Origin of the sequence: Azospirillum oleiclasticum, from assembly GCF_013423485.1 — a bacterium.
In the GTDB taxonomy this organism is placed as follows: Bacteria; Pseudomonadota; Alphaproteobacteria; order Azospirillales; family Azospirillaceae; genus Azospirillum; species Azospirillum oleiclasticum.
In genome coordinates, this window is the sequence record NZ_JABFFR010000001.1 from 381,808 (window position 1) to 400,953 (window position 19,146).

Consider the following 19,146-nt stretch of genomic DNA (forward strand, 5'->3'; position numbering starts at 1 on the left):
CGGACGCCGGGCACATCGGCAGCGACTGTTGGAACTCGAGGTGGCGGCGCGATCCGCGTGCACGGGGGAACGATCACCATGCGGAGTATTATCATAACCGCTCTTGCGGTCGTGAATCTTCTGATAGGCACCGCGGCATCGGCCGACAGCGTGCTGGACCGTGTGAAGCGCAACGGCGTGGTGCGCTGCGGCATCGACCAGACACCCGGCTTCAGCGCCGTGGACGCCACCGGACGTTCCCACGGCTTCGACATCGATTTCTGCCGCGCCATCGCCGCCGCCGTCCTGGGCAGCCCCGACGCCATCGACCCGGCCCGCGTCAACACGGCCAACAAGTTCAAGGGTCTGGTGGATGGCGACCTGGACGTCGCGTTCGGAATGACCACCTGGACGATGACCCGCGACACCGCCCTGGGGGTGAGCTTTCCCGGCGTGATGTACTACGACGGGCAGAGCTTCATGGCCTGGGCCGACCGCGGCAAGGCGGACCCGGTCGCCATCGGCGGCCGCCGGATCTGCGTCCAGGGCGGAACGACGTCGCACGCCAACCTGACCAACCACCTGCGCACCCGCGGCATCGCGGCGACGCTGGTGGAGAGCGCCAGCAGCGAGGAGAAGTTCCGGCGATTCATGGCGCGCGACTGCGACGTGGTGACCGGCGACCGGGCGGAGCTGGCCGCCCGCCGCGCCGCCATGGCCGGCATGCGCGACCAGCTCGTGATCGCCCGCGAGGTGATCTCGCGCGAACCCCTCGGGCCGGTGGTCGGCGGTGATGACCGAGCCTGGTACGATGTGGTGCGCTGGGTGATGCTGGCGACCATGGTGGCCGAGTTCAAGGGCGTGACCGCCGCCAAGGCGGCGGAACGGGCGGATTCGGCCGACCGCGAGGTCCGCCGGCTGCTGGGACAGGATCCCGACGCCGGCAAGGGGCTGGGCCTGGACGCCCAGTGGGCGCAGCGCGCTATCGCCGCGGTCGGCCACTATGGCGAGATCTTCGAACGGAATCTGGGGTCCTCCACCCCCATCGGGCTGGAGCGCGGGCCCAACGCGCTGTGGGTGGACGGCGGCCTGATCTACGCGCCGCCCTTCCAGTGACGGCCGTCCTGGCGCCGGCGCGGGCCCCGGCCCCGGCGCAGGATGGGGACGCGGCGTTGTGGCGCACGGTATGACCACTCCGTCTGCATTATTCTGCACGGCGACAAGAGCCCGCCGTCAGACGCGGTTCCGTCATGGGGAGCAAGCCCGACCACGGCGCAAGCGCCGATCAAGGAAGGACCATCATGCTGGAAAAGCACAGCATCCTGTCGGAATTCCCGGAACACCGCGAACGCATCGTCTCGAAGATCGGCGCCGACGCCACCTTCGCAAGGTTGGTCAACGAATACTCGCGGTTGGATTCCGAAGTCTACTCGCTGGAGGCGAGTGGAACACCGGTGACCGACACGGTGATCGAGGATTTGAAGAAGCGCAGGCTTCGCCTCAAGGACAGCATCCACCAGGCGCTGTGAGCGCCGCGTCCATCTGCCTGAGCCGGGAGACGAGCATGACCACCCCGCCGACGCTCCAGCGCATCGTCGCCGAGCACAAGGCCATCGCGGCCATGATGAATGTGATGGAGGCCGAGATCATCGAACTGGAGGCCAAGGGCGCCTTCGACATCGATCTGGTTCGGCTGATCCTCAGCTACATGGCCGAATACCCCGACCGCTTCCATCACCCCAAGGAGGAGTTGCTGTTTGCCGCCGCCACGGCGAAGAGGCCGTCCTTCGCCACCCTGGCCGCGGCCATCCACGACGAGCACGAGAATCTGCCGGGAGCCACCGAAGACCTGCTGAAGACGCTGGACGTCATCGAGATCGGGCAGAGCATGCCGCTCGACGAGGTGCTCGGCGCGCTCAAATCCTACGTCGTGAACCAGCGCGCCCACATGGCCGCGGAAAAGGACCAGCTGTTTCCGGCGCTGCTTGAGATCCTCGGCGCGGACGACTGGACGGTGGCGGAGGCGCAGGCCGCGGCCATCGAGGATCCGCTGGCCGGCGGTTCCGATCCCGGCCCCTACCGCCGTCTCCAGGATCTGATCCTGGCCGCAGTGTGAACCGAGCGCGGGCGACACCATATCGTTCGGGCGCTGGCGGCCGGCGCCGCCCGCACCCGACGATCCCTGCATGAGCGCCCGCGTGAAGGTCCTCCTCATCGTTCTCCTCGTTCCCATGCTGGCCTATGGCGCGCTTACGCTTGCCGTGGGCCGGGACGGGGTTTGGCCGCTGCTGTTCGGCCCCGGCAACCGGGAGCCGGTGTTTCCGGCGGCCTTCGTGTCTCCAGGCTCCCCCAACTGGTGGCTGGTGTGCCCGCCCGGCCTGTGCGCCGCCGCGTCCGCGGAAAGCCCGGTCTTCGCGGTTCCGGCGGACCGGCTGCGGGCGGAGGTGGAGCGGATGCTCGTCCGCGACGGAGCGCGGATCGAGGGGGGCGACGCCCGGCGCATCGCGGCGGAGGTGCGCACGCCGCTGCTGCGCTTCCCCGACCTCGTCAGCGTCGAGGTCCGGCCGCTCGACGGGGAGCGCTCGACCCTGGCGATCCTCAGCCGCTCGGTCTACGGCCATTCCGACCTGGGCACCAACCGGCGGCGGGTCACCGCGTGGCTGGACACGTTGCGGCGGGCCTTTCCATGATCGGCAGGGCTCTGTTGGCTATGGCCGCCATCGTCGCCCTGTCGGTGCCGGCGGCGGCGGCCGACCTGTCGGTGGTGGTGAAGGGGGTGCGCAACGGCGACGGCCGCGTGCTGCTCGCCGTGTGCACCGCGGCCACCTTCCTGACCCCCGACTGCGCGCTGCAGGCGTCCGCCCCCGCCAAGGGCGGGGCGGTGACGGTGGTGGTCCACGACGTGCCGCCCGGCCGCTACGCCGTACAGACCTACCACGACGAGAACGGCAACAAGACGTTGGACCGCGGCCTGTTCGGGATACCGCTGGAAGGCATCGGCTTCAGCAACGACGCCCCGATCCGCTTCGGTCCGCCCGACTATGCGGTCGCCGAGATCAGCGTTGCCGAGCCGGCGACCGGGACGGCGATCACCCTGCGGTACTTCACGGAACGGTGAGGGGCGACCGGCGCCTCACGCCGCCACCGTCCCTCCATCCCGGAGCGCCACCCAGCGCTCCAGCTCCGCCACATGCTCGCGCTCTTCGTCGGCGAACTCCTCGGCCATCATGCGGACCTCGGGATCGGTGGTGTCGCGGGCAATTTGGGCGTACCAGGCGAGGCCGGCGCGCTCGCTGTCCAGCGCCGTCTCCAGCGCCTGCTCGATGGTCATGATGTAGTGGGAGGCGGCCATGGAGGCGGCCTCCGGGCTTTCGCCCTCGGGGAAGCTCAGCTCCTCCGCCGGCAGGTCGGGCACGTCGCGGAAGCCGCAACGCTTGCGCGCCTCCGCCAGATGCAGGCGGGAGAAATGCGCCATGCGGCCGAAGAACTCGGCGATGTCGGTGTTGCCGTAGATCCGCATGGTCTCGGCGAGATCGGCGAAGCGGTGGGCCGCCTCCTCCTCCAGCTTCACCGCGTGGGCCAGGAATTCCTTGATGTCGTCCATGGGTCGAGACGTCCGTCGGGTTGCGCGCCGGGACGCCCCGGCCTGCAGTCAGCGTTGCGGTGCAGCATGGCTGTGTCAACCAGCGGCGCTGCTGCGGATCGTCGCAGTGCGAACGGATCAGCGCCGGCGGGCCCTCTCCCACACCGCGCGGGCCAACTCCGTCCAGGCCGCCCGACGTTCCGCCCCCGCGCCATGGGCCGCCCCCAACAGGCCGCGCAGCAGCGCCTCGTCGCCGGGGTCCGGATCGTCGAAATGCGGGTGCGGGCCGCGGCGGCGGCGGCTGACGGTCTTGACGCGCGTCATCTCCAGCAACCCCTCCGCCCCACGGGTCACGCCCCAGCCGCTGCGCCGCCGTCCGCCGAAGGGCAGCCGCGGGTCGGCGGTGGGGGCGATCAGGTCGTTGATGGTAACGCTGCCGGCCTCCATCCGCGCCGCCAGCGCACGGGCGGCACCCTCCGGCCCGAAGACCGACGCGCCCAGCGCGTATGGGCAGCGGGCGGCCTGCGTCAGCGCCTCCTCCATGTCCTCGACCGCGACCAGGGCTACGACGGGTGCGAACAGGTCCTCGGACAACAGCGCCATGTCCGGCCGGGCGGCGGCAAGCGCCAGCGGCGCCATCGGCGTTTCCGGTGAGGGCAGGGGACCGATGGCGCGTGCGCCGGCGGCGATGGCGTCGGCGGCCAGCCGTGCCACGCGGTGCCGCACCGGCAGCGGCACGGGGACCGTGGGGAGGGCGGTCAGCCGCTCCGCCAGCCGCCATTCCAGCCCGGCGGCCAGGTCCTGGGGAACGAACACCCGGCGCGGCGCGATGCAGGTGGCCGACCCGTTGAAGCGCAACCCGAAGGCGAGCGCGCGGGTGACCAGATCCAGGTCGGCGCCGGGCAGGACGAACACCGCGTCGCTTCCGGACAGCTCCATGATGGACGGGATAAGCCGCGGTGCCAGCCGCTCCTGCACGCGCCGCCCAGTCTCCGCCGAGCCGGTGAGGACCACCAGGTCCGGCCCGGCGTCCAGCGCCGCCTCGGCGTGCGCCAGCGTCTCCCCCAGCACCTGGAACAGCCCGTCGGGCACGCCGGCATCGGCCAGCCAGTCGGCTAGCCGCTCCATCGGGGCGGTGCAGCCGGGGGCCGGCTTGACCAGCACGGCGTTGCCGGCGGCCAGCGCCTGCACCGCCTGCACGCCGGGCAGCAGCAGCGGGTAGTTGGACGGCGCCAGGATCAGCACCACGCCGAACGGATCGCGCCGCACCTCCGCCTCCACCCCGAACAGCCAGACCGGGCGTCCGCGATGGCCGAGGCGCCTCGGTCGCAGCAGGGACGGCGCCTCCCGCGTCAGGAAGCGGCAGGCGTCGGCGAGCGGCAGGATTTCGGCGGCGAGGCTTTCGGCGGGGCGCCGTCCGGGTCGGGTGGCGAGGTCGTCCACCAGCGCGTCCGCGTCAGCCGCGATGCGGTGGCGGAGCTGATCGAGCGGGCGTACGCGCGTGGCCGGCGACAGCGTCCCCCAGCCGGCCTGGACCGTACGCGCGCGCAGCATCGCCTGGCCCACGCCGGGCGCCAGGGTCCCCCGACCATCGCGATCGGCATCGTCCATTGGTGCAATCCCCCTGTCGTGGTCCAAGCGGCGGTCCAGCTCGTATACGCCACAAGAACTGTGACGGGGTTCCTTCGTCGCAAGCGTGTGCAACCAGAAACCGCCATCGCACGAAGGCGGACCGAGACCGGGATGGTGAGATGCACAGACGGTTCGTGGTGATCGGGGCCGGGCCCGGAGGGCTGGCGTCCGCGATGCTTCTGGCGCTGACCGGCGCCGATGTGACGGTGCTGGAACGCAAGTCCCGCGTCGGCGGGCGCACGGCGGTGATGGAAGCCGACGGCTTCCGCTTCGACACCGGCCCGACCTTCTTCCTCTACCCCCGCATCCTGGAGGAGATTTTCGCCGCCTGCGGGCGGCGGCTGACCGACGAGGTGCAGCTCAAGCGGCTCGACTCGCTCTATCGGCTGGTGTTCGAGAATGGCGGGCAGCTCGACGTCTGCACCGACCAGGAGGCGCTCGCGCGCGGCATCGCCCGTCTGAACCCGCATGACGCGGAGAACCTTCCCCGCTTCATGGCAGACAACCGCCAGAAGCTGGACGCCTTCCGCCCCGTGCTGGAGAACCCGTTCAACTCCGCGCTCGATCTTCTGAACCCGGCGCTTCTGAAGTCGCTGCGCTGGTTGCGCCCACACCGCAGCGTCGATTCCGACCTCGGCACCTATTTCGACGATCCGCGGGTGCGGCTCGCCTTCTCGTTCCAGAGCAAGTATCTGGGGATGTCGCCGTTCCGCTGCCCCAGCCTGTTCACAATCCTGTCCTTCCTGGAGCACGAGCATGGTGTGTGGCACCCGATGGGGGGCTGCGGCGCGGTGATGGAGGCGATGGCGCGGGTGGCCCGCGACCTCGGCGTCGATGTGCGGCTGGGCGAGAGCGTGCGGCACATCCGCTTCGAGGGCCGGCGCGCGGTGGGCGTACGCACGGAGCGCGGGGAGTACGCGTGCGACGGCCTTGTCATCAACGCGGACTTCGCCAAGGCCATGTCGACCCTGGTGCCCGACGATCTGCGGCGGCGCTGGACGGATGCGCAAATCGCCCGCAAGAAGTTCTCCTGCTCCACCTTCATGATGTATCTGGGCATCGAGGGGAAGCTGGACGGGCTCGGCCATCACACGATCTACCTGGCCGAGGATTACGCCCGCAATCTGGCGGAGATCGAGGGCTGCCGCGAACTGCCGCGCCGCCCCTCCATCTATGTGCAGAACGCCTGCGTCACCGACCCGCGGCTGGCGCCGCCGGGCTGCAGCACGCTGTACGTGCTGGTGCCGGTGGGTCACCAGAAGGGGCACATCGACTGGGCGGAGGAGCGGGAGCCGTACCGGCGTCTCGTGCTCGACCGCCTCGCCGAGTTGGGCATTCCCGACCTGGAACGGCGCATCCGCACGGAACGCATCGTGACGCCGGCCGATTGGGAGCAGGATTTCGCCTTGCACCGCGGCGCCACCTTCAACCTCGCCCACACACTGGGGCAGATGCTGCATCTGCGCCCGCGCAACCGGTTCGAGGATCTGGACGGCGTGTATCTGGTGGGCGGCGGCACCCACCCCGGCAGCGGGCTGCCGGTGATCTTCGAGGGCGCGCGGATCACCGCGACCCTGGCGGCGGAGGATCTGGGCCTGCCCGCACCCTGGCGCAACGGACGCGCGGCGGAAGGGTTGTGGCGGCCGCGGGCGGTGGCGACGAAGGAGGCTGCGTGATGCGGAACGGTGACAAGATCGCGGTGATCGGTGGCGGGCTGGGCGGTCTGGCGTCCGCGGTGGTGCTGGCGTCGCGCGGGCACAAGGTCGTGCTGTTCGAGAAGAACCCCTGGCTGGGCGGCAAGGCGGCGGTGCTGGAGGAGGGCGGCTTCCGTTTCGACATGGGGCCGACCATCCTGACCGTGCCGCGCGTGCTCTCCCGCATCTTTGCCGAGGCGGGGCGCGATCTGCACAAGGAGCTGGAGCTGGTGCGGCTGGACCCGCAATGGCGCTGCTTCTTCGACGACGGCTCGCTGCTCGATCTGACGGAGAGCGTGGACGGCATGGCGCGCCGGCTCGACGGCTTTGCGCCGGGGCAGGGGGCGGGCGAGGGCTACCGCCGCTTCCTGGCGCTGTCGGAACGGCTGCACGCCATTTCCGAACGCTTCTTCTTCTGGAAGCCGGTGGAGGATCTGCGCGACACCATCGACCTGAAGCGGAACATGACCGCGTCCACCCTGGCCGACGTGCTGGCGCTGCGCATGGGGGCGACGGTGGCGGGCACCATCCGCGGCCACGTGCCGGACGCGCGGGTGGCGCAGATGCTCGACCACTTCACGCAGTATGTCGGCTCCTCCCCCTACAACGCGCCGGCCGTTCTGTGCGCCATCGCGCACATGCAGACCAACGACGGCGTCTGGTACCCGATGGGCGGCACCCGCGCCGTGCCGGTGGCGCTGGAGCGCCTGGCCCGCGAGCTGGGGGTGGAGATCCGCACGGGCACCGACGTGACCCGCCTGCGCGTGGAGAACGGTCGCGTGACCGGCGTCGAGGCGGCGGGGGAGGTCGTGCCGGTCTCCGCCGTGGTGTCCAACATGGACAGTGTGCGCACGCATCGTGAACTGCTGGGCGGCGATCCGGCGGCCGCAAGGTTCGAGCGGCGACGGAAGTTCGAGCCGGCCTGCTCCGGCGTCGTCCTCTACCTCGGTCTCGACCGCGGCTACGACCATCTGCTCCACCATGATTTCGTGTTCTCCCGCGATCCGGAGGAGGAGTTCGACTTCATCTACCGGCGCGGCGAGCCGGCGCCGGACCCCACCTGCTATCTGGCGGCACCCGCGCGCACCGAGCCGGGCGTCGCCCCGCCGGGCGGGGAGGCGCTGTATGTGCTGGTCCACACGCCGTATCTGCGGCCGCACCACGACTGGTCGCGGATGTTGCCGGACTACCGCCGCGTGATCATCGACAAGCTGAAGCGCACGGCGGGACTGACCGATCTGGAGGATCGCATCCGGTTCGAGCGGGTGCTGACCCCGCAGGACATCCACGACCGCTACAAGGTGTTGAACGGCGCCATCTATGGTCTGGCGAGCCATGGCCGCTTCATGGGCGCCTTCAAGCCCGGCAACCGCAGCCGCGACGTGGCCGGCCTGTATCTGGCCGGCGGCTCGGCGCATCCCGGCCCCGGCATGCCGATGGTGCTGATGTCCGGCTGGATCGCCGCGGACACCGCGGACGGCGACCTGAAGGGCGAACGCCGGCGGGAGGTCGCATGACCGCTCCGGACGGTCCCGCGGCAAGCCGGGCCGACCCGGTGGCGCTGCGGTCGCCGGCGCTTCTCGGCTTCTTCGGTCATGTGATGGCGCGGGCGATGCGGCGCGGCTTCCACGCCGTACGTCTCGCCCGGCCGGGCTGGCCCGAGCTGCCGCGGGACCGGCCGGTGGTGGTGTATCTGAACCACCCCTCCTGGTGGGATCCCGCCGTCCTCATCGTGATGGGGACGACCCGCTTCCGCGACCGGCCCGGATACGGGCCGATCGATGAGGCGATGCTGGACCGCTATCGGTTCATGCGGCGGCTCGGGCTGTTCGGGGTGACGCCGGGACCGCGCGGGGCGGCGACGTTTCTGCGCACGGCGCGGCGGGTGTTGGAGGACCCGCGGGCCATGCTGTGGATCACCGCGGAGGGGCGCTTCACCGATCCGCGGATCCGGCCGGTGACCCTGATGCCGGGCCTCGCCCACCTGGTCCGCCACGCGCCGACGGCGGTCGTGGTGCCGCTGGCGCTGGAATACCCCTTCTGGGACGAGCGGACGCCGGAGGCGCTGGCCCGCTTCGGTCGGCCGATTGAGGCGGCGACCCTCGCCGGCATGCCGGTGGAGGCGCTGAACGAGCATCTCGCGCGCCGCCTGGAAGAGACCATGGACGCGTTGGCCGCCGACGCCACGAGCCGCGACCCGGAGCGCTTCCTGCCGGTCCTGCGCGGCACGGCGGGGGTGGGCGGGGTGTACGACCTGTGGCGGCGGGCGCGGGCGGCGCTGGCCAGCCGGACCTTCCACGCCGGACACGGAGCACCGGAGCGATGAGCGCGGGCGATTGGGTGACCATGCTTGCCATGGCGGTGCTGGGGCTGGCGCTGCTTCCTCTGACGATGACGATCCTCAACCTTCCGTTCTACCGGGCGCCGCGCGGGCGGCTTCCGGCAGGCAGCGCGGTGTCGGTGCTGATCCCGGCGCGCAACGAGGAGGCGACCATCGCCCGCGCGCTGGACGCGGCGCTCGCCAACCGCGACGTGGCGCTGGAGGTCGTCGTGCTGGACGACCATTCCACCGACCGTACCGCCGACATCGTGCGGGCGTACGCCGCCCGTGATCCGCGTGTACGGCTGGAAGGAGCACCGCCGCTGCCGCCGGGCTGGTCGGGCAAGCAGCACGCCTGTCAGGCGCTGGCCGACCTTGCCCGCCACGACATCCTGCTGTTCCAGGACGCCGATGTGCGGCTGGCGCCGGACGCCGTCGGCCGGGCCGCAGGGTTCCTCGTGGCGAGCGGTGCCGGGCTGGCGAGCGGATTTCCGCGGCAGGAGACGGGGACGCTGGCGGAAGCGCTGGTGGTGCCGCAGATCCACACGCTGCTGCTTGGCTATCTGCCCATGGCGGGGCTGCGCTTCACGCGCCATCCTGGTTTCGGCGCCGCCTGCGGGCAGTTCATCCTGGTGCGGCGCGACGCCTACGAGCGGGCCGGGGGGCATGTGGCCATAAAGCGCTCCCTGCATGACGGCGTGACCCTGCCGCGTGCCTTCCGCCGGGTGGGCATCGCTACCCGGCTGTTCGACGCGACGGACCTCGCCACCTGCCGCATGTACCGGGGCTTCGCCGAGGTCTGGGACGGCTTCTCGAAAAACGCGACCGAGGGCATGGCGACACCGGTGGCGCTGCCGGTGTGGACGGTCCTGCTGGGCGGGGGGCATATCCTGCCCTGGCTGCTGCTCTTGGCGGGGTTGGTCTGGCCGCTGCCTGCGGAGGCGCTCAGCGCCGCGGCGGCGGGTGCACTCGCCACCACCTCCCTGCGCATAGGTCTGGCGTTGCGATTCCGTCAGAGCCTGGCCGGTGCGCTGCTCCACCCGGCTGGTGTCGCGACCATGCTGGCGATCCAGTGGAACGCCCTGCTGCGCGCCCGTCGCGGCCGGCCGGCGACCTGGCGCGGGCGTGCCTACCCGTCCGGTTGAGCGTCTGCTAGGCTTCGTCCCGGTGCAACGCAGGGGGAGTGGCGGCGGATGGCGCGCATTACGTTGGACGAGGTCAATGGTCTGGACGCGGCGGGTTTCGTCGCGCGCTTCGGCGGCATTGCCGAACATTCCCCCTGGGTGGCGGAACGTGCCGCCGCCGCCCGTCCGTTCGACACGTTGACGGCCTTCCACGCCGCCATGACCTCCGCCATCGCGGCGGCCGACGAGGCGACGCAGCGGATGTTCCTCCGCGCGCATCCCGATCTGGCGGGGCGGGCGGCGGTGGCCGGCGAGTTGACGGCGGCGTCCAACGTTGAACAGGCCGCGGCTGGGCTCGACCGGCTGACGCCGGCGGAGATGGCGCGCTTCCAGGACCTGAACGGCCGTTATGCCGCGCGCTTCGGCTTCCCCTTCATCATGGCGGTCCGCCACGCCGACAAGCACGCGATCCTCGCCGCCTTCGACCGCCGCGTCCGCAACGATCCCGCGGCCGAGATCGCCACCGCCCTGGCCGAGGTGGGCAAGATCCTGTGGATGCGCCTGCTCGACGCGGTGGTGCCCAAGCCCTGTGGGCGGCTGACGGTGCATGTGCTGGATACCGCATCGGGCTGTCCGGCGCCGGGCATGGTGATCGAGCTTCTGCGCCTTGCACCCACGCCGGTGCGGCTGAAGACCTTCGTCACCAACGCCGACGGGCGGCTCGACGGTCCGGCCCTGGCGGGGGCCGAACTGGAAGCCGGCTCCTATGAGCTGCTGTTCCACGCCGGACCCTATTTCGCGGCCGCCGGCAACGCGCTGTCGGCACCACCTTTCCTCGACCGCATCCCGATCCGTTTCGGGGTCGCCAACCCGGAGCAGCACTACCACGTGCCGCTTCTCGTCTCCCCCTGGTCCTACTCAACCTACCGGGGTAGCTGAGCTCCATGAAGCGCCACCTTGGCATTAGCGGCAATTGCAATGGATATCGGGGTGTGTACATGATAGATTGAATCGTCGAATGATCGCCGTCGACACAGTTTGCCGATTGCGTCAATCGTGCAACTGCAGGGAAACTTCATTGATCCAGCGGATCGACTTCGTGAATGAAGCTCAGGAAACAATGAAGCCTCCCTCCCCAAAGATTTGGGTGTTGTGCCACAAGCTTCATCTTAGGGTCTTCGTTGGTGGCAGCGGCCATGGCGTGTTCCGGCTTGGCGATCGTGGCGCCCGGTCTTTGGCGGAGCCCGTCGCATGAGTCTGCTGCACCGGCTCGTGCTTTTGCTTGGCATTGCGGTTCTGCCCTTGCTGGCCGTGGAGGTGCGCAACGAGTTCGAGCTGCGAACCGATCGGATCCGCGAAATACACCAGACCGCACGTCATTACCTGTCGCTGATCGAGGCCGAGCAGGAGCGGCTGGTCGACACCATCCGGCAGGTGTTGGCGACGCTGGTGCAGACCAACGCCTTCCGCAACGGGCTGGAGCCGGAATGCGGCGGGTTGCTCAATCGTCTCCGTCCATCCTATCCCGATTACATCGATTTCTTCGCCGCCGATGCCGATGGGATCATCCGCTGCGGCACGCAGCGGGAAGCCATCGGCGTCAGCATCAGCGACCGCGCCCATTTCCGCGAGGCATTGGCGTCCGGCAATTTCGTGATTGGCGAACGGATCGCGCGGCGCGTGGTTTCGGGGCTTGCTCTTCCCTTCGCGCTGCCGATCCGGGGCGATGACGGGATGGTTCGTGGCATGGCGACCGCCACTCTGGACACCGAGTGGCTGACACGCTTCCTGAACGCCAAGCCGTTGCCACCGGGCGGGTCCTTTCTGCTGGCCGACCGGTCCGGCACAGTGCTGGCGCACGCGCCTGCCGACGGGATGGGTCGTGCCCTGCTGCCCGCGCTCCGCCAGCATCTGAACGCCGCGGCCCCCGGCACGATCGAAGTGACGGACGATGCGAGCGGGCGTGTCCATGTGGTCGCCTTCAGCCCGGTCGGTGCCGGGCAGGAGGACCTGTTCATGGCCGTGTCGATCGACAAGGAGGCGGCGCTCCAACCCATCGACGCGGCGATGCAGCGTTCGATCGCGATGATCGGCGCGATCGCGGGCACCACGCTGCTGCTGGTCCTGTGGGGTGGCACGCGGCTGCTGCGTCGGCCTGTCGAGGCGCTGGTGGCGGCGACCGAGCGCTGGCGCGGGGGGGATCTGTCCGCCCGTTCCGGGCTGGACCATGACCGGTCGGAAATCGGCACGCTGGGGCGCGCCTTCGACGCCATGGCCGATGACCTTCAGGCCAAGGCCGTGATCGAGAGGGAGGTGCACGCGCTCGCCCACCGGATGGCGGATGTGCTGGGGGCCACCACCGACGGCGTGTTCGAGATCGACGCCGACTGGCGCATCACCTTCATGAACGACCGGGCGCGCTTCCTGATCGCCGATGGCCGCGACCTCACCGGTCGCCGGTTGCTGGACGCCTTTCCCGAGGCCGAGGGCACGGTCTTCACCGAACGTTATCGGTATGCGATGGAGAGTGGCGAGCCGGTCGAGTTCGAGGGGTACTTCGCGCCACTCGATTCCTGGTACAGCATACGGGCCTTTCCCACGCTGGGCGGGCTGGCGGTGTTCTTCCAGGACATCACCGCCCGGCGCGCCGGGGAGGAGGCGCTGGAGCGCGCCAATCTGGAGAAATCGGAACTTCTGGCCCAGCTCAACGCCTTGTTGGAGAACGCCCCCGTCGGCTTCGCTTTCTTCGATCGCGACCATCGGTTCCTGAGGGTGAACGCACCCATGGGCGCGCTGACCGGCCTGCCGCCGCGCGACCACATCGGCCGGCACCTGCGGGAGATTGCGCCGATCGACGCCCAGGCGGCGTTGCCCGCCATCGACCGGGTCTTCGCCACCGGGGAAGCTGCCCGCGACCGCGAGCTGGTGGCCGCCGGAGCCGGCGGGGACCGACCACGCCACTGGATGGCCGGCTATTTCCCGGTGCGCGCGCAGGGGCAGGTGACCGCGGTCGGGCTGATGCTGACCGACATCACCGGCATCCGCCAGGCCGAGGTGGAGCGCGAGCGCAGCGACATGCGGTTCCGCTCCATGTTCGAGCAGGCCGCCGTGGGCATCGAGCTTCTGGATGCCGACGGACGGCTGCTGGAAGTCAACGAAAAGCTGTGTTCCATCTTCGGCGTCGGCACGGGCGACGATCTGCTGGGCCGGACCTGGGAGGAGCTCACCGATCCCGAGGATGTCGGCCGGGAGCGCCCGCTGATCGCATCCCTGTTCGCCGGCACGCTGCCCAGCTACGCCCTGGAGAAGCGCTACCGGCGTAGGGGCGGTGACCGGGTGTGGGTGCGCGTCACGTCGTCCCTGCTGCGGGGCGTGTCCCGCGAGTCCGCCCGCCGCATCTCCATCGTCGAGGACATCACCGACCGCAAGGGCATTGAGGAGGCGCTGCGTGCTGCCAAGGACGAAGCGGAACGCGCCAACCTCGCCAAGACCAAGTTCCTGGCCGCCACCAGCCATGATCTGCGTCAGCCCTTGCAGTCCATGTTCTTCTTCACCGCGGCGCTGGCCAACCAGGTGAACACCGAGCGGGCGCGGACGGCGCTGCTTCACCTGGAGCGCGGGCTGGACGCCATGAAGGGGCTGCTCGACAGCCTGCTCGACGTGTCGCGTCTGGATGCCGGCATGATCGTGCCGCAGATCGAGGAATTCGATGTTTCCGGAACCATCGACCACATCGCCGCGGCCTACGGGCCGGTGGCGCTGGGCAAGCGGCTGCGCTGGTCGGTGGATGCCTGCCCGGTCGTGGTGCGCAGCGACCGCGCGCTGCTGGAGCGCCTGCTGCGCAATCTGGTCGAGAACGCCTTGCGCTACACCGAGGAGGGCGTGGTGTCGATCCATTGCCGTACCGACGGGGCAATGGTGCGCATCACCGTCGCCGACACCGGGATCGGCATCCCGCCCGAGCAGCTGGAACTGATCTTCGAGGAGTTCCACCAGATCGGCAATCCGGAACGGGACCGGACACAGGGCCTAGGGCTCGGTCTCGCCATCGTGCGCCGGCTGGCCCGGCTTCTCGACCATCCCGTCACCGTGCGATCGGAGCCGGGCCGGGGGTCGGAGTTCGAGGTGTCCGTCCCGCTGGGCCAGGCGCTGAAGGCGGCACCGGAGGAGAGTGGCTCCACCCCGGCCGAGCGCACCGGCCAGGGACGCATCGCGGCGTTGGTGGACGACGACGCGATCGTCCTGATGGGGCTGCACGCCATCCTCAGCGAGTGGGGATACCGCGTGATTTCCGCCGGGTCGGCCGATCTGCTGCTGGACCGGCTGGCGGAACAGGATGTGCGGCCGGACATCGTCATCGCGGACTACCGCCTGCGCGAGGGCCGGGTCGGGACGGAGGCGGTCCTGCGGGTGCGTGAACGATTCGCTGACAACGGGCTGCCCGGCATCATCCTGACCGGAGAGACGGGCGCGGACTGCCACATCGACGCGGCGCGGCATGGCTGTCGCGTTGTCCATAAGCCGGTGACGCCCCGCCAGCTCACCGCGGCGCTGGAGCAGCACTTCGACGGACGCGACTGATTCGTGTCAGGGAGCGGTCTCCGCCTCCGCCTCCGCGGGGACCGGTGTCGTCACCGCGCGCCGTCCGGCCTCGGTCAGGCGGCAGACCAGCCAGTCCGGCTTCAGGGGATTGGCGAACCAACGCTCCGCCCAGCCGTTCTCCAAGCAGCAGCGGATGGTCTGCGGGTTGACGCGCTGGCCGTGCTCGTCGAACAGCGGCAGCTTGCCGCCGGCTTGGCGAAGACCGCGGCGCAGCCACGCCGCCTGCCGCTCGGAAGGCACCCGGCGCGGGCCGGCGGAACGAGAGGCGGACATGGAGACCACCGCACAGTTGTGGGAAAACCGTGACATCCTAACCGCAAAACGGAACGCCCGCACCCGGATCGAAGGACGCAGCCATGATCCCCACATTCGTGTACATGACCGCCGGCACGCGCGAGGAGGCGGAGCGCATCGGCCGGGCACTGGTCGAGGAGAGGCTCGCCGCCTGCGTCAACATCCTGCCGGGGATGCTCTCCGTCTACCGCTGGAAGGGGGCGGTGGAGCAGGCCGAGGAGGTGGTGCTCCTCGCCAAGACCCGCCGTTCCAACTTCACGGCGCTGGCGGAACGGGTGCGGGCGCTGCACAGCTACGAGGTGCCCTGCATCGTCGAGCTGCCGCTGGGGCAGGGGGACGCTCCCTATCTCGACTGGATCGCGGCGGAAACCGACCTCGGTTAGGCCGGCCGGTCGCATGCCCGCCATGCGGGCGCGGCAGTGGACCGGGCCGCGGCGGGCGTGAGACCGTTCGTGGTCATTCATCCAGGATCGGAGATGTTCCATGGGCGACAGATCCGCCCGGCTCGCGGTCGGCTTCTCCTGGGCCGGTCACACCATCATGCATCTGGTGGCCGCCCTCTATCTCACCGTCGTGCTGGCGCTGGAGAAGGAGTGGGGCCTGTCCTACGACGAGCTGATCCGGCTGTGGACGGTGGGCGCGCTGCTCATCGGGCTTGGCGCGCCGCTGGCCGGCTGGCTGGGCGACCGCTGGAGCGAGAACGGGATGATGGCGGTCTTCTTCCTGATGACCGGGGCCGGCGCGATCGGCTGCGGCCTGGCCCGCAATCCCGACGAGCTGTGGCTGGCACTTGCGGTGCTGGGGCTGGGCGCTTCCATCTACCACCCCGTCAGCATGTCGGTGGTGGTGCGCAACGCCACCGACCGCGGTAAGGCCATGGGCTGGCTGGGCATCTTCGGGACGGTCGGCATCGCCTGCGCGGGCATCACCGCCGGCGCCCTGACCGATCTCGCCGGCTGGCGCGCTGCCTTCCTGGTTCCGGGTGCGGTGTGCGCCGCCTTCGGCGTGGCGCTCACCGTGCTGATGCTGACCGGTGTGGTGTACGACCGCGAGGGCGACCGCAAGCCGCAGGCCGCGCCGAGCCGTGGCGACGTCTACCGTGCCTTCATCGTTCTGTCGGTCACCATGGTCTGCGCCGGCCTCATGTTCAACGCCATGCAGGTGGTGCTGCCCAAGCTCTTCGAGCTGCGGCTGGATGGGCTGGTGGGGGAGGGCACGCTGGGCATCGGCGGGCTGGTCACGCTGGTCTACCTCGTCGCGGCGGTGCCGCAGCTGATCGGCGGGCATCTCGCCGACCGGTATCCGCTGAAGCGCATCTATCTGCTGTGCCTGATCGCCCAGGTGCCGCTGATGGCGTTGCTGGCGGTGGTCACCGGCATGCCTGTGGTGGCGGCGGCGGCGGCCGTGGTGATCTCCTCCCAGATCCAGATCCCGGCGGAGAACCTGCTGCTCGCGCGCTACACCCCGGCCCGTCACCGTGGGCTGGCCTTCGGGGCCAAGTTCGTCCTGTCCTTCGGGGCCGGACCGGTCGCGGTGCAGATGGCGGCTTGGTTCTACGAGCGCTTCACCGGTTTCGAGGCGCTGTACCTGACGTTGGCGGCGCTGGGCGTCGTGGCGGCGGCGGCGGCGGTGCTGCTTCCCGACGAAGGCGCCAAGGCGGCGGCACCCGCGGTTCCGGCGATGCCGGCAACGGCTGCCGGCGGGGATTGAGGGGCGGCGCCCGCCGCCCTCTTACAGAAGCGTTTCCAGGATCTGCGCGGTGAGGACGCCGACCACCCCGGTCGGCGTTCCGGTCCGCGGATCGGCCAGCAGCCACGCATCGCCGATACCGCCGGCACGCGCCGTGCGCAGCTCGCGCATCGCACCGTCCCGGTCGGCCGGGCGCAGCACCACCCGGTGCCGTTCGCGACCGAAAACATGCGCTTCCACGATCTCGACGTCCGAGCGGCCGAGGGTGTTGCGATGCCGCTCGGCCTGCTCGCGGCTGGTGAAGCTGCCCAGAACCACCATAAGGCTGGTGGTGCGCGATTCGACCGCGGGCTTTTCACGCACCGCGGGCGGGGTGTTGACGGCCGCAACCGTCCGCAAGGCGGTCCGTGGCTTCGGCTCCGGCAAGGGACCGGCCGGAACCCCGGCGTCCGTGATCCCGGCGGACGGAGCCGAGGCCAATTGGACCGGTGCCGGCAGCGGAGCGGGCAGTGGGGCCGGCTGCGGTTTCGTTGTCGGGGTGACGCTGGCCGTCGCCGCTCCGGGAGCGACATTCTGCACCTCGCGCGTCAACAGCGCCAGGAGCTGCGGCGGCGGCTCGTCCAGACAGAGACGACTCTCGTTGAGCAGGTTCAGGAGGCCGCAGTCCTGCCCGGCGGCGGCCGAGACGATGTGCTCCGTCGCCCCCTTGTTGGTGCGCAGCACCAGCACCGAATCGACATAGAGCGAGGCCATGGTGACGGCCACCGGGATGCCCGCGCACCCGGCCATCGTCAGGCTGGCGGCGGCGGCCAGCCCGATCTTCAGCGTCCTTCCCATCGGCCACGCCCTTCGATCCATCGCGGGACTGCGCAAACCATCCCACATCCGGAAACGATGCGCGAGCATCGTTTCCGAACGGTTAATGATCAGCCGGCGGTTGCCGCGGCGAGCGCCTGCTCCAGGTCGGCGATGATGTCCTCGGCGGTCTCCAGTCCGACCGAGAGGCGCACCACGTCCGGCCCCGCCCCGGCCGCGGCCAGCCCTTCCGGCGTGAGCTGCCGGTGGGTGGTGGACGCCGGGTGGATGATCAGCGAGCGCGAGTCGCCGATGTTGGCGAGGTGGCTGAAGAGCTGCACGCTCTCCACCAGCTTCACGCCCGCGTCGTAGCCGCCCTTCAGGCCGAAGGTCAGCACCGCACCGGCCCCCTTCGGCAGGTACTTCTTCGCCAGCGCCCGGTACTTGGAGGATTCCAGCCCGGCGTAGCTGACCCAGGTGACCGCCGGGTGGCTTTCCAGGAAGGTCGCGACCTTCATCGCATTGGCCGCGTGCCGCTCCATCCGCAGCGCCAATGTCTCGATGCCGTTCAGCGTCAGGAAGGCGTTGAGCGGCGCCTGGCTGGGCCCCAGGTCGCGCAGGCCCACGGCGTGGCCGTGGATGGTGAAGGCCAGATGGCCGAAGGTCTCGTGGAAGCGCAGGCCGTGGTAGCCGGGGTCTGGCTCGCTGAGCGCCGGGAACTTGCCGGACTTGGTCCAGTCGAAGGTGCCGCTGTCGATCACCACGCCGCCGACCGAGGTGCCGTTGCCGGACAGGAACTTGGTGGTGGAGTGCACGACCAGCGTCGCCCCCCATTCGATCGGCCGGATCAGATAGGGGCTGGCCAGCGTGTTGTCGACGATCAGCGGGATGCCGGCGTCGGCCGCGATCTTCGCCACCGCCTCCAGATCGGTCACCACGCCGCCGGGGTTGGCGAGGCTCTCGACGAAGATGGCCTTGGTCTTCTCGGTGATGGCGCGGCGCGCGTTCTCCGGGTCGTCCATGTCGACGAACACCGCCTTCCAGCCGAAGGCGCGCGGGAAGCTGCTCGAGAACTGGTTGAGCGAGCCGCCATAGAGCTTGGTGGACGCGACGAACTCGTCACCCGGCTGCATCAGCGGGAACAGCGCCAGCATCTGCGCCGCGTGGCCGGAGGAGGTGGCGGTCGCACCGGCCCCACCCTCCAGGTTGGCCAGCCGCTCCTCCAGCACCGACACGGTCGGGTTGGTCAGGCGGGAATAGATGAAGCCGACCTTCTGCAGGTTGAACAGCGAGGCGGCGTCGTCCACGTCCTCGAAGACGAAGCTGGTGGTCTGGTAGATCGGCGTCTGCCGGGCGCCGGTTGCGGGGTCGGGTGCCGCCCCGGCGTGGATGGCGCGGGTGTCGAACCCGAAGGACTTGGGTGCGCTCATGGTG

General features: G+C 70.1%; 19 protein-coding genes. 13 read left to right on the forward strand and 6 right to left on the reverse strand.

Annotated elements, in window-relative coordinates:
- Nucleotides 1-111 precede the first annotated feature (111 nt).
- The 5 genes from HL658_RS01775 to HL658_RS01795 all read left to right on the forward strand — a co-directional run bounded on the left by HL658_RS01775 (nucleotide 112) and on the right by HL658_RS01795 (nucleotide 3,097).
- A complete protein-coding gene (locus HL658_RS01775; protein ID WP_180280169.1) occupies nucleotides 112-1,095 on the forward strand; it encodes a transporter substrate-binding domain-containing protein in 984 nt (327 codons plus the stop codon).
- Between the two features lie 185 nt (nucleotides 1,096-1,280).
- Nucleotides 1,281-1,508 (forward strand): HP1242/YdcH family protein, encoded by a 228-nt coding sequence (locus HL658_RS01780; RefSeq protein ID WP_180280170.1) that lies wholly within the window; start codon nucleotides 1,281-1,283, stop codon nucleotides 1,506-1,508.
- A 35-nt stretch (nucleotides 1,509-1,543) separates the two neighbouring features.
- Entirely contained in the window at nucleotides 1,544-2,095 is a 552-nt protein-coding gene (locus HL658_RS01785) for a hemerythrin domain-containing protein (RefSeq protein ID WP_180280171.1), read from the forward strand.
- A 70-nt stretch (nucleotides 2,096-2,165) separates the two neighbouring features.
- Nucleotides 2,166-2,669 (forward strand): DUF1499 domain-containing protein, encoded by a 504-nt coding sequence (locus HL658_RS01790; protein ID WP_180280172.1) that lies wholly within the window; start codon nucleotides 2,166-2,168, stop codon nucleotides 2,667-2,669.
- Complete coding sequence (locus HL658_RS01795) at nucleotides 2,666-3,097, forward strand: DUF2141 domain-containing protein (RefSeq protein ID WP_246337232.1); 432 nt, start codon at nucleotides 2,666-2,668, stop codon at nucleotides 3,095-3,097. Before HL658_RS01790 ends, HL658_RS01795 begins: the two co-directional genes overlap by 4 nt.
- 15 nt (nucleotides 3,098-3,112) lie before the next feature.
- On the opposite strand, the gene HL658_RS01800 is transcribed toward HL658_RS01795, so the two are convergent.
- On the reverse strand, nucleotides 3,113-3,583 hold the full coding sequence (locus HL658_RS01800) for a ferritin-like domain-containing protein (RefSeq protein WP_180280173.1): 471 nt from the start codon (nucleotides 3,581-3,583) through the stop codon (nucleotides 3,113-3,115).
- Nucleotides 3,584-3,700: 117 nt separating this feature from the next.
- Complete coding sequence (locus HL658_RS01805; RefSeq protein WP_246337233.1) at nucleotides 3,701-5,173, reverse strand: aldehyde dehydrogenase family protein; 1,473 nt, start codon at nucleotides 5,171-5,173, stop codon at nucleotides 3,701-3,703.
- A gap of 2 nt (nucleotides 5,174-5,175) precedes the next feature.
- Between HL658_RS01805 and crtI the strand changes: the two genes are divergently transcribed.
- From crtI to uraD, 5 genes are read left to right on the forward strand one after another with little or no spacing between them, the layout of a single operon-like run.
- Nucleotides 5,176-6,870, forward strand: a complete 1,695-nt coding sequence (gene crtI, locus HL658_RS01810) for a phytoene desaturase family protein (protein WP_343054980.1) — start codon at nucleotides 5,176-5,178, stop codon at nucleotides 6,868-6,870.
- Nucleotides 6,870-8,405, forward strand: coding sequence for a phytoene desaturase family protein (locus tag HL658_RS01815; RefSeq protein WP_180280174.1), 1,536 nt, complete (start codon nucleotides 6,870-6,872; stop codon nucleotides 8,403-8,405). The genes crtI and HL658_RS01815 overlap by 1 nt, the downstream gene beginning before the upstream one ends.
- Entirely contained in the window at nucleotides 8,402-9,214 is an 813-nt protein-coding gene (locus tag HL658_RS01820) for a lysophospholipid acyltransferase family protein (RefSeq protein ID WP_180280175.1), read from the forward strand. Before HL658_RS01815 ends, HL658_RS01820 begins: the two co-directional genes overlap by 4 nt.
- The gene (locus HL658_RS01825; protein ID WP_180280176.1) at nucleotides 9,211-10,353 is read left to right on the forward strand and encodes a glycosyltransferase family 2 protein; all 1,143 of its coding nucleotides are present in this window, start codon (nucleotides 9,211-9,213) and stop codon (nucleotides 10,351-10,353) included. The genes HL658_RS01820 and HL658_RS01825 overlap by 4 nt, the downstream gene beginning before the upstream one ends.
- A gap of 48 nt (nucleotides 10,354-10,401) precedes the next feature.
- On the forward strand, nucleotides 10,402-11,271 hold the full coding sequence (gene uraD, locus HL658_RS38130) for a 2-oxo-4-hydroxy-4-carboxy-5-ureidoimidazoline decarboxylase (protein WP_180280177.1): 870 nt from the start codon (nucleotides 10,402-10,404) through the stop codon (nucleotides 11,269-11,271).
- Nucleotides 11,272-11,407: 136 nt separating this feature from the next.
- Here uraD and HL658_RS37600 read toward each other — a convergent pair whose 3' ends face one another.
- Nucleotides 11,408-11,530, reverse strand: coding sequence for a hypothetical protein (locus HL658_RS37600; RefSeq protein WP_281378651.1), 123 nt, complete (start codon nucleotides 11,528-11,530; stop codon nucleotides 11,408-11,410).
- 53 nt (nucleotides 11,531-11,583) lie between these two features.
- On the opposite strand from HL658_RS37600, the gene HL658_RS01835 reads away from it, so the two are divergent.
- Nucleotides 11,584-14,913: a PAS domain-containing protein gene (locus HL658_RS01835; RefSeq protein WP_180280178.1), complete on the forward strand. Its 3,330-nt coding sequence runs from the start codon at nucleotides 11,584-11,586 to the stop codon at nucleotides 14,911-14,913.
- A 6-nt stretch (nucleotides 14,914-14,919) separates the two neighbouring features.
- Here the strand turns inward: HL658_RS01835 and HL658_RS01840 are convergent, their stop codons facing one another.
- Entirely contained in the window at nucleotides 14,920-15,207 is a 288-nt protein-coding gene (locus HL658_RS01840) for a hypothetical protein (RefSeq protein WP_180280179.1), read from the reverse strand.
- A gap of 83 nt (nucleotides 15,208-15,290) precedes the next feature.
- On the opposite strand from HL658_RS01840, the gene cutA reads away from it, so the two are divergent.
- Nucleotides 15,291-15,611 carry a divalent-cation tolerance protein CutA gene (gene cutA, locus HL658_RS01845; RefSeq protein WP_180280180.1) on the forward strand — a complete coding sequence of 107 codons (321 nt, stop codon included), beginning with the start codon at nucleotides 15,291-15,293 and terminating at the stop codon, nucleotides 15,609-15,611.
- Nucleotides 15,612-15,711: 100 nt separating this feature from the next.
- Nucleotides 15,712-16,938 carry an MFS transporter gene (locus HL658_RS01850; RefSeq protein WP_180280181.1) on the forward strand — a complete coding sequence of 409 codons (1,227 nt, stop codon included), beginning with the start codon at nucleotides 15,712-15,714 and terminating at the stop codon, nucleotides 16,936-16,938.
- A 21-nt stretch (nucleotides 16,939-16,959) separates the two neighbouring features.
- Here HL658_RS01850 and HL658_RS01855 read toward each other — a convergent pair whose 3' ends face one another.
- Both HL658_RS01855 and HL658_RS01860 read right to left on the reverse strand, forming a co-directional pair.
- Entirely contained in the window at nucleotides 16,960-17,754 is a 795-nt protein-coding gene (locus HL658_RS01855; RefSeq protein ID WP_180280182.1) for an SPOR domain-containing protein, read from the reverse strand.
- Between the two features lie 89 nt (nucleotides 17,755-17,843).
- Nucleotides 17,844-19,142 (reverse strand): O-acetylhomoserine aminocarboxypropyltransferase, encoded by a 1,299-nt coding sequence (locus HL658_RS01860; protein WP_180280183.1) that lies wholly within the window; start codon nucleotides 19,140-19,142, stop codon nucleotides 17,844-17,846.
- Nucleotides 19,143-19,146: the final 4 nt, after the last annotated feature.

Coding starts and splice junctions, on each gene's coding strand:
- HL658_RS01780 (WP_180280170.1), top strand. CDS start 1,281: ATGCTGGAAAAGCACAGCATCCTGTCGGAATTCCCGGAACACCGCGAA.
- HL658_RS01785 (WP_180280171.1), top strand. CDS start 1,544: ATGACCACCCCGCCGACGCTCCAGCGCATCGTCGCCGAGCACAAGGCC.
- HL658_RS01790 (WP_180280172.1), top strand. CDS start 2,166: ATGAGCGCCCGCGTGAAGGTCCTCCTCATCGTTCTCCTCGTTCCCATG.
- HL658_RS01795 (WP_246337232.1), top strand. CDS start 2,666: ATGATCGGCAGGGCTCTGTTGGCTATGGCCGCCATCGTCGCCCTGTCG.
- HL658_RS01800 (WP_180280173.1), bottom strand. CDS start 3,583: ATGGACGACATCAAGGAATTCCTGGCCCACGCGGTGAAGCTGGAGGAG.
- HL658_RS01805 (WP_246337233.1), bottom strand. CDS start 5,173: ATGGACGATGCCGATCGCGATGGTCGGGGGACCCTGGCGCCCGGCGTG.
- HL658_RS01815 (WP_180280174.1), top strand. CDS start 6,870: ATGCGGAACGGTGACAAGATCGCGGTGATCGGTGGCGGGCTGGGCGGT.
- HL658_RS01820 (WP_180280175.1), top strand. CDS start 8,402: ATGACCGCTCCGGACGGTCCCGCGGCAAGCCGGGCCGACCCGGTGGCG.
- HL658_RS01825 (WP_180280176.1), top strand. CDS start 9,211: ATGAGCGCGGGCGATTGGGTGACCATGCTTGCCATGGCGGTGCTGGGG.
- uraD (WP_180280177.1), top strand. CDS start 10,402: ATGGCGCGCATTACGTTGGACGAGGTCAATGGTCTGGACGCGGCGGGT.
- HL658_RS37600 (WP_281378651.1), bottom strand. CDS start 11,530: ATGGCCGCTGCCACCAACGAAGACCCTAAGATGAAGCTTGTGGCACAA.
- HL658_RS01835 (WP_180280178.1), top strand. CDS start 11,584: ATGAGTCTGCTGCACCGGCTCGTGCTTTTGCTTGGCATTGCGGTTCTG.
- HL658_RS01840 (WP_180280179.1), bottom strand. CDS start 15,207: ATGTCCGCCTCTCGTTCCGCCGGCCCGCGCCGGGTGCCTTCCGAGCGG.
- cutA (WP_180280180.1), top strand. CDS start 15,291: ATGATCCCCACATTCGTGTACATGACCGCCGGCACGCGCGAGGAGGCG.
- HL658_RS01850 (WP_180280181.1), top strand. CDS start 15,712: ATGGGCGACAGATCCGCCCGGCTCGCGGTCGGCTTCTCCTGGGCCGGT.
- HL658_RS01855 (WP_180280182.1), bottom strand. CDS start 17,754: ATGGGAAGGACGCTGAAGATCGGGCTGGCCGCCGCCGCCAGCCTGACG.
- HL658_RS01860 (WP_180280183.1), bottom strand. CDS start 19,142: ATGAGCGCACCCAAGTCCTTCGGGTTCGACACCCGCGCCATCCACGCC.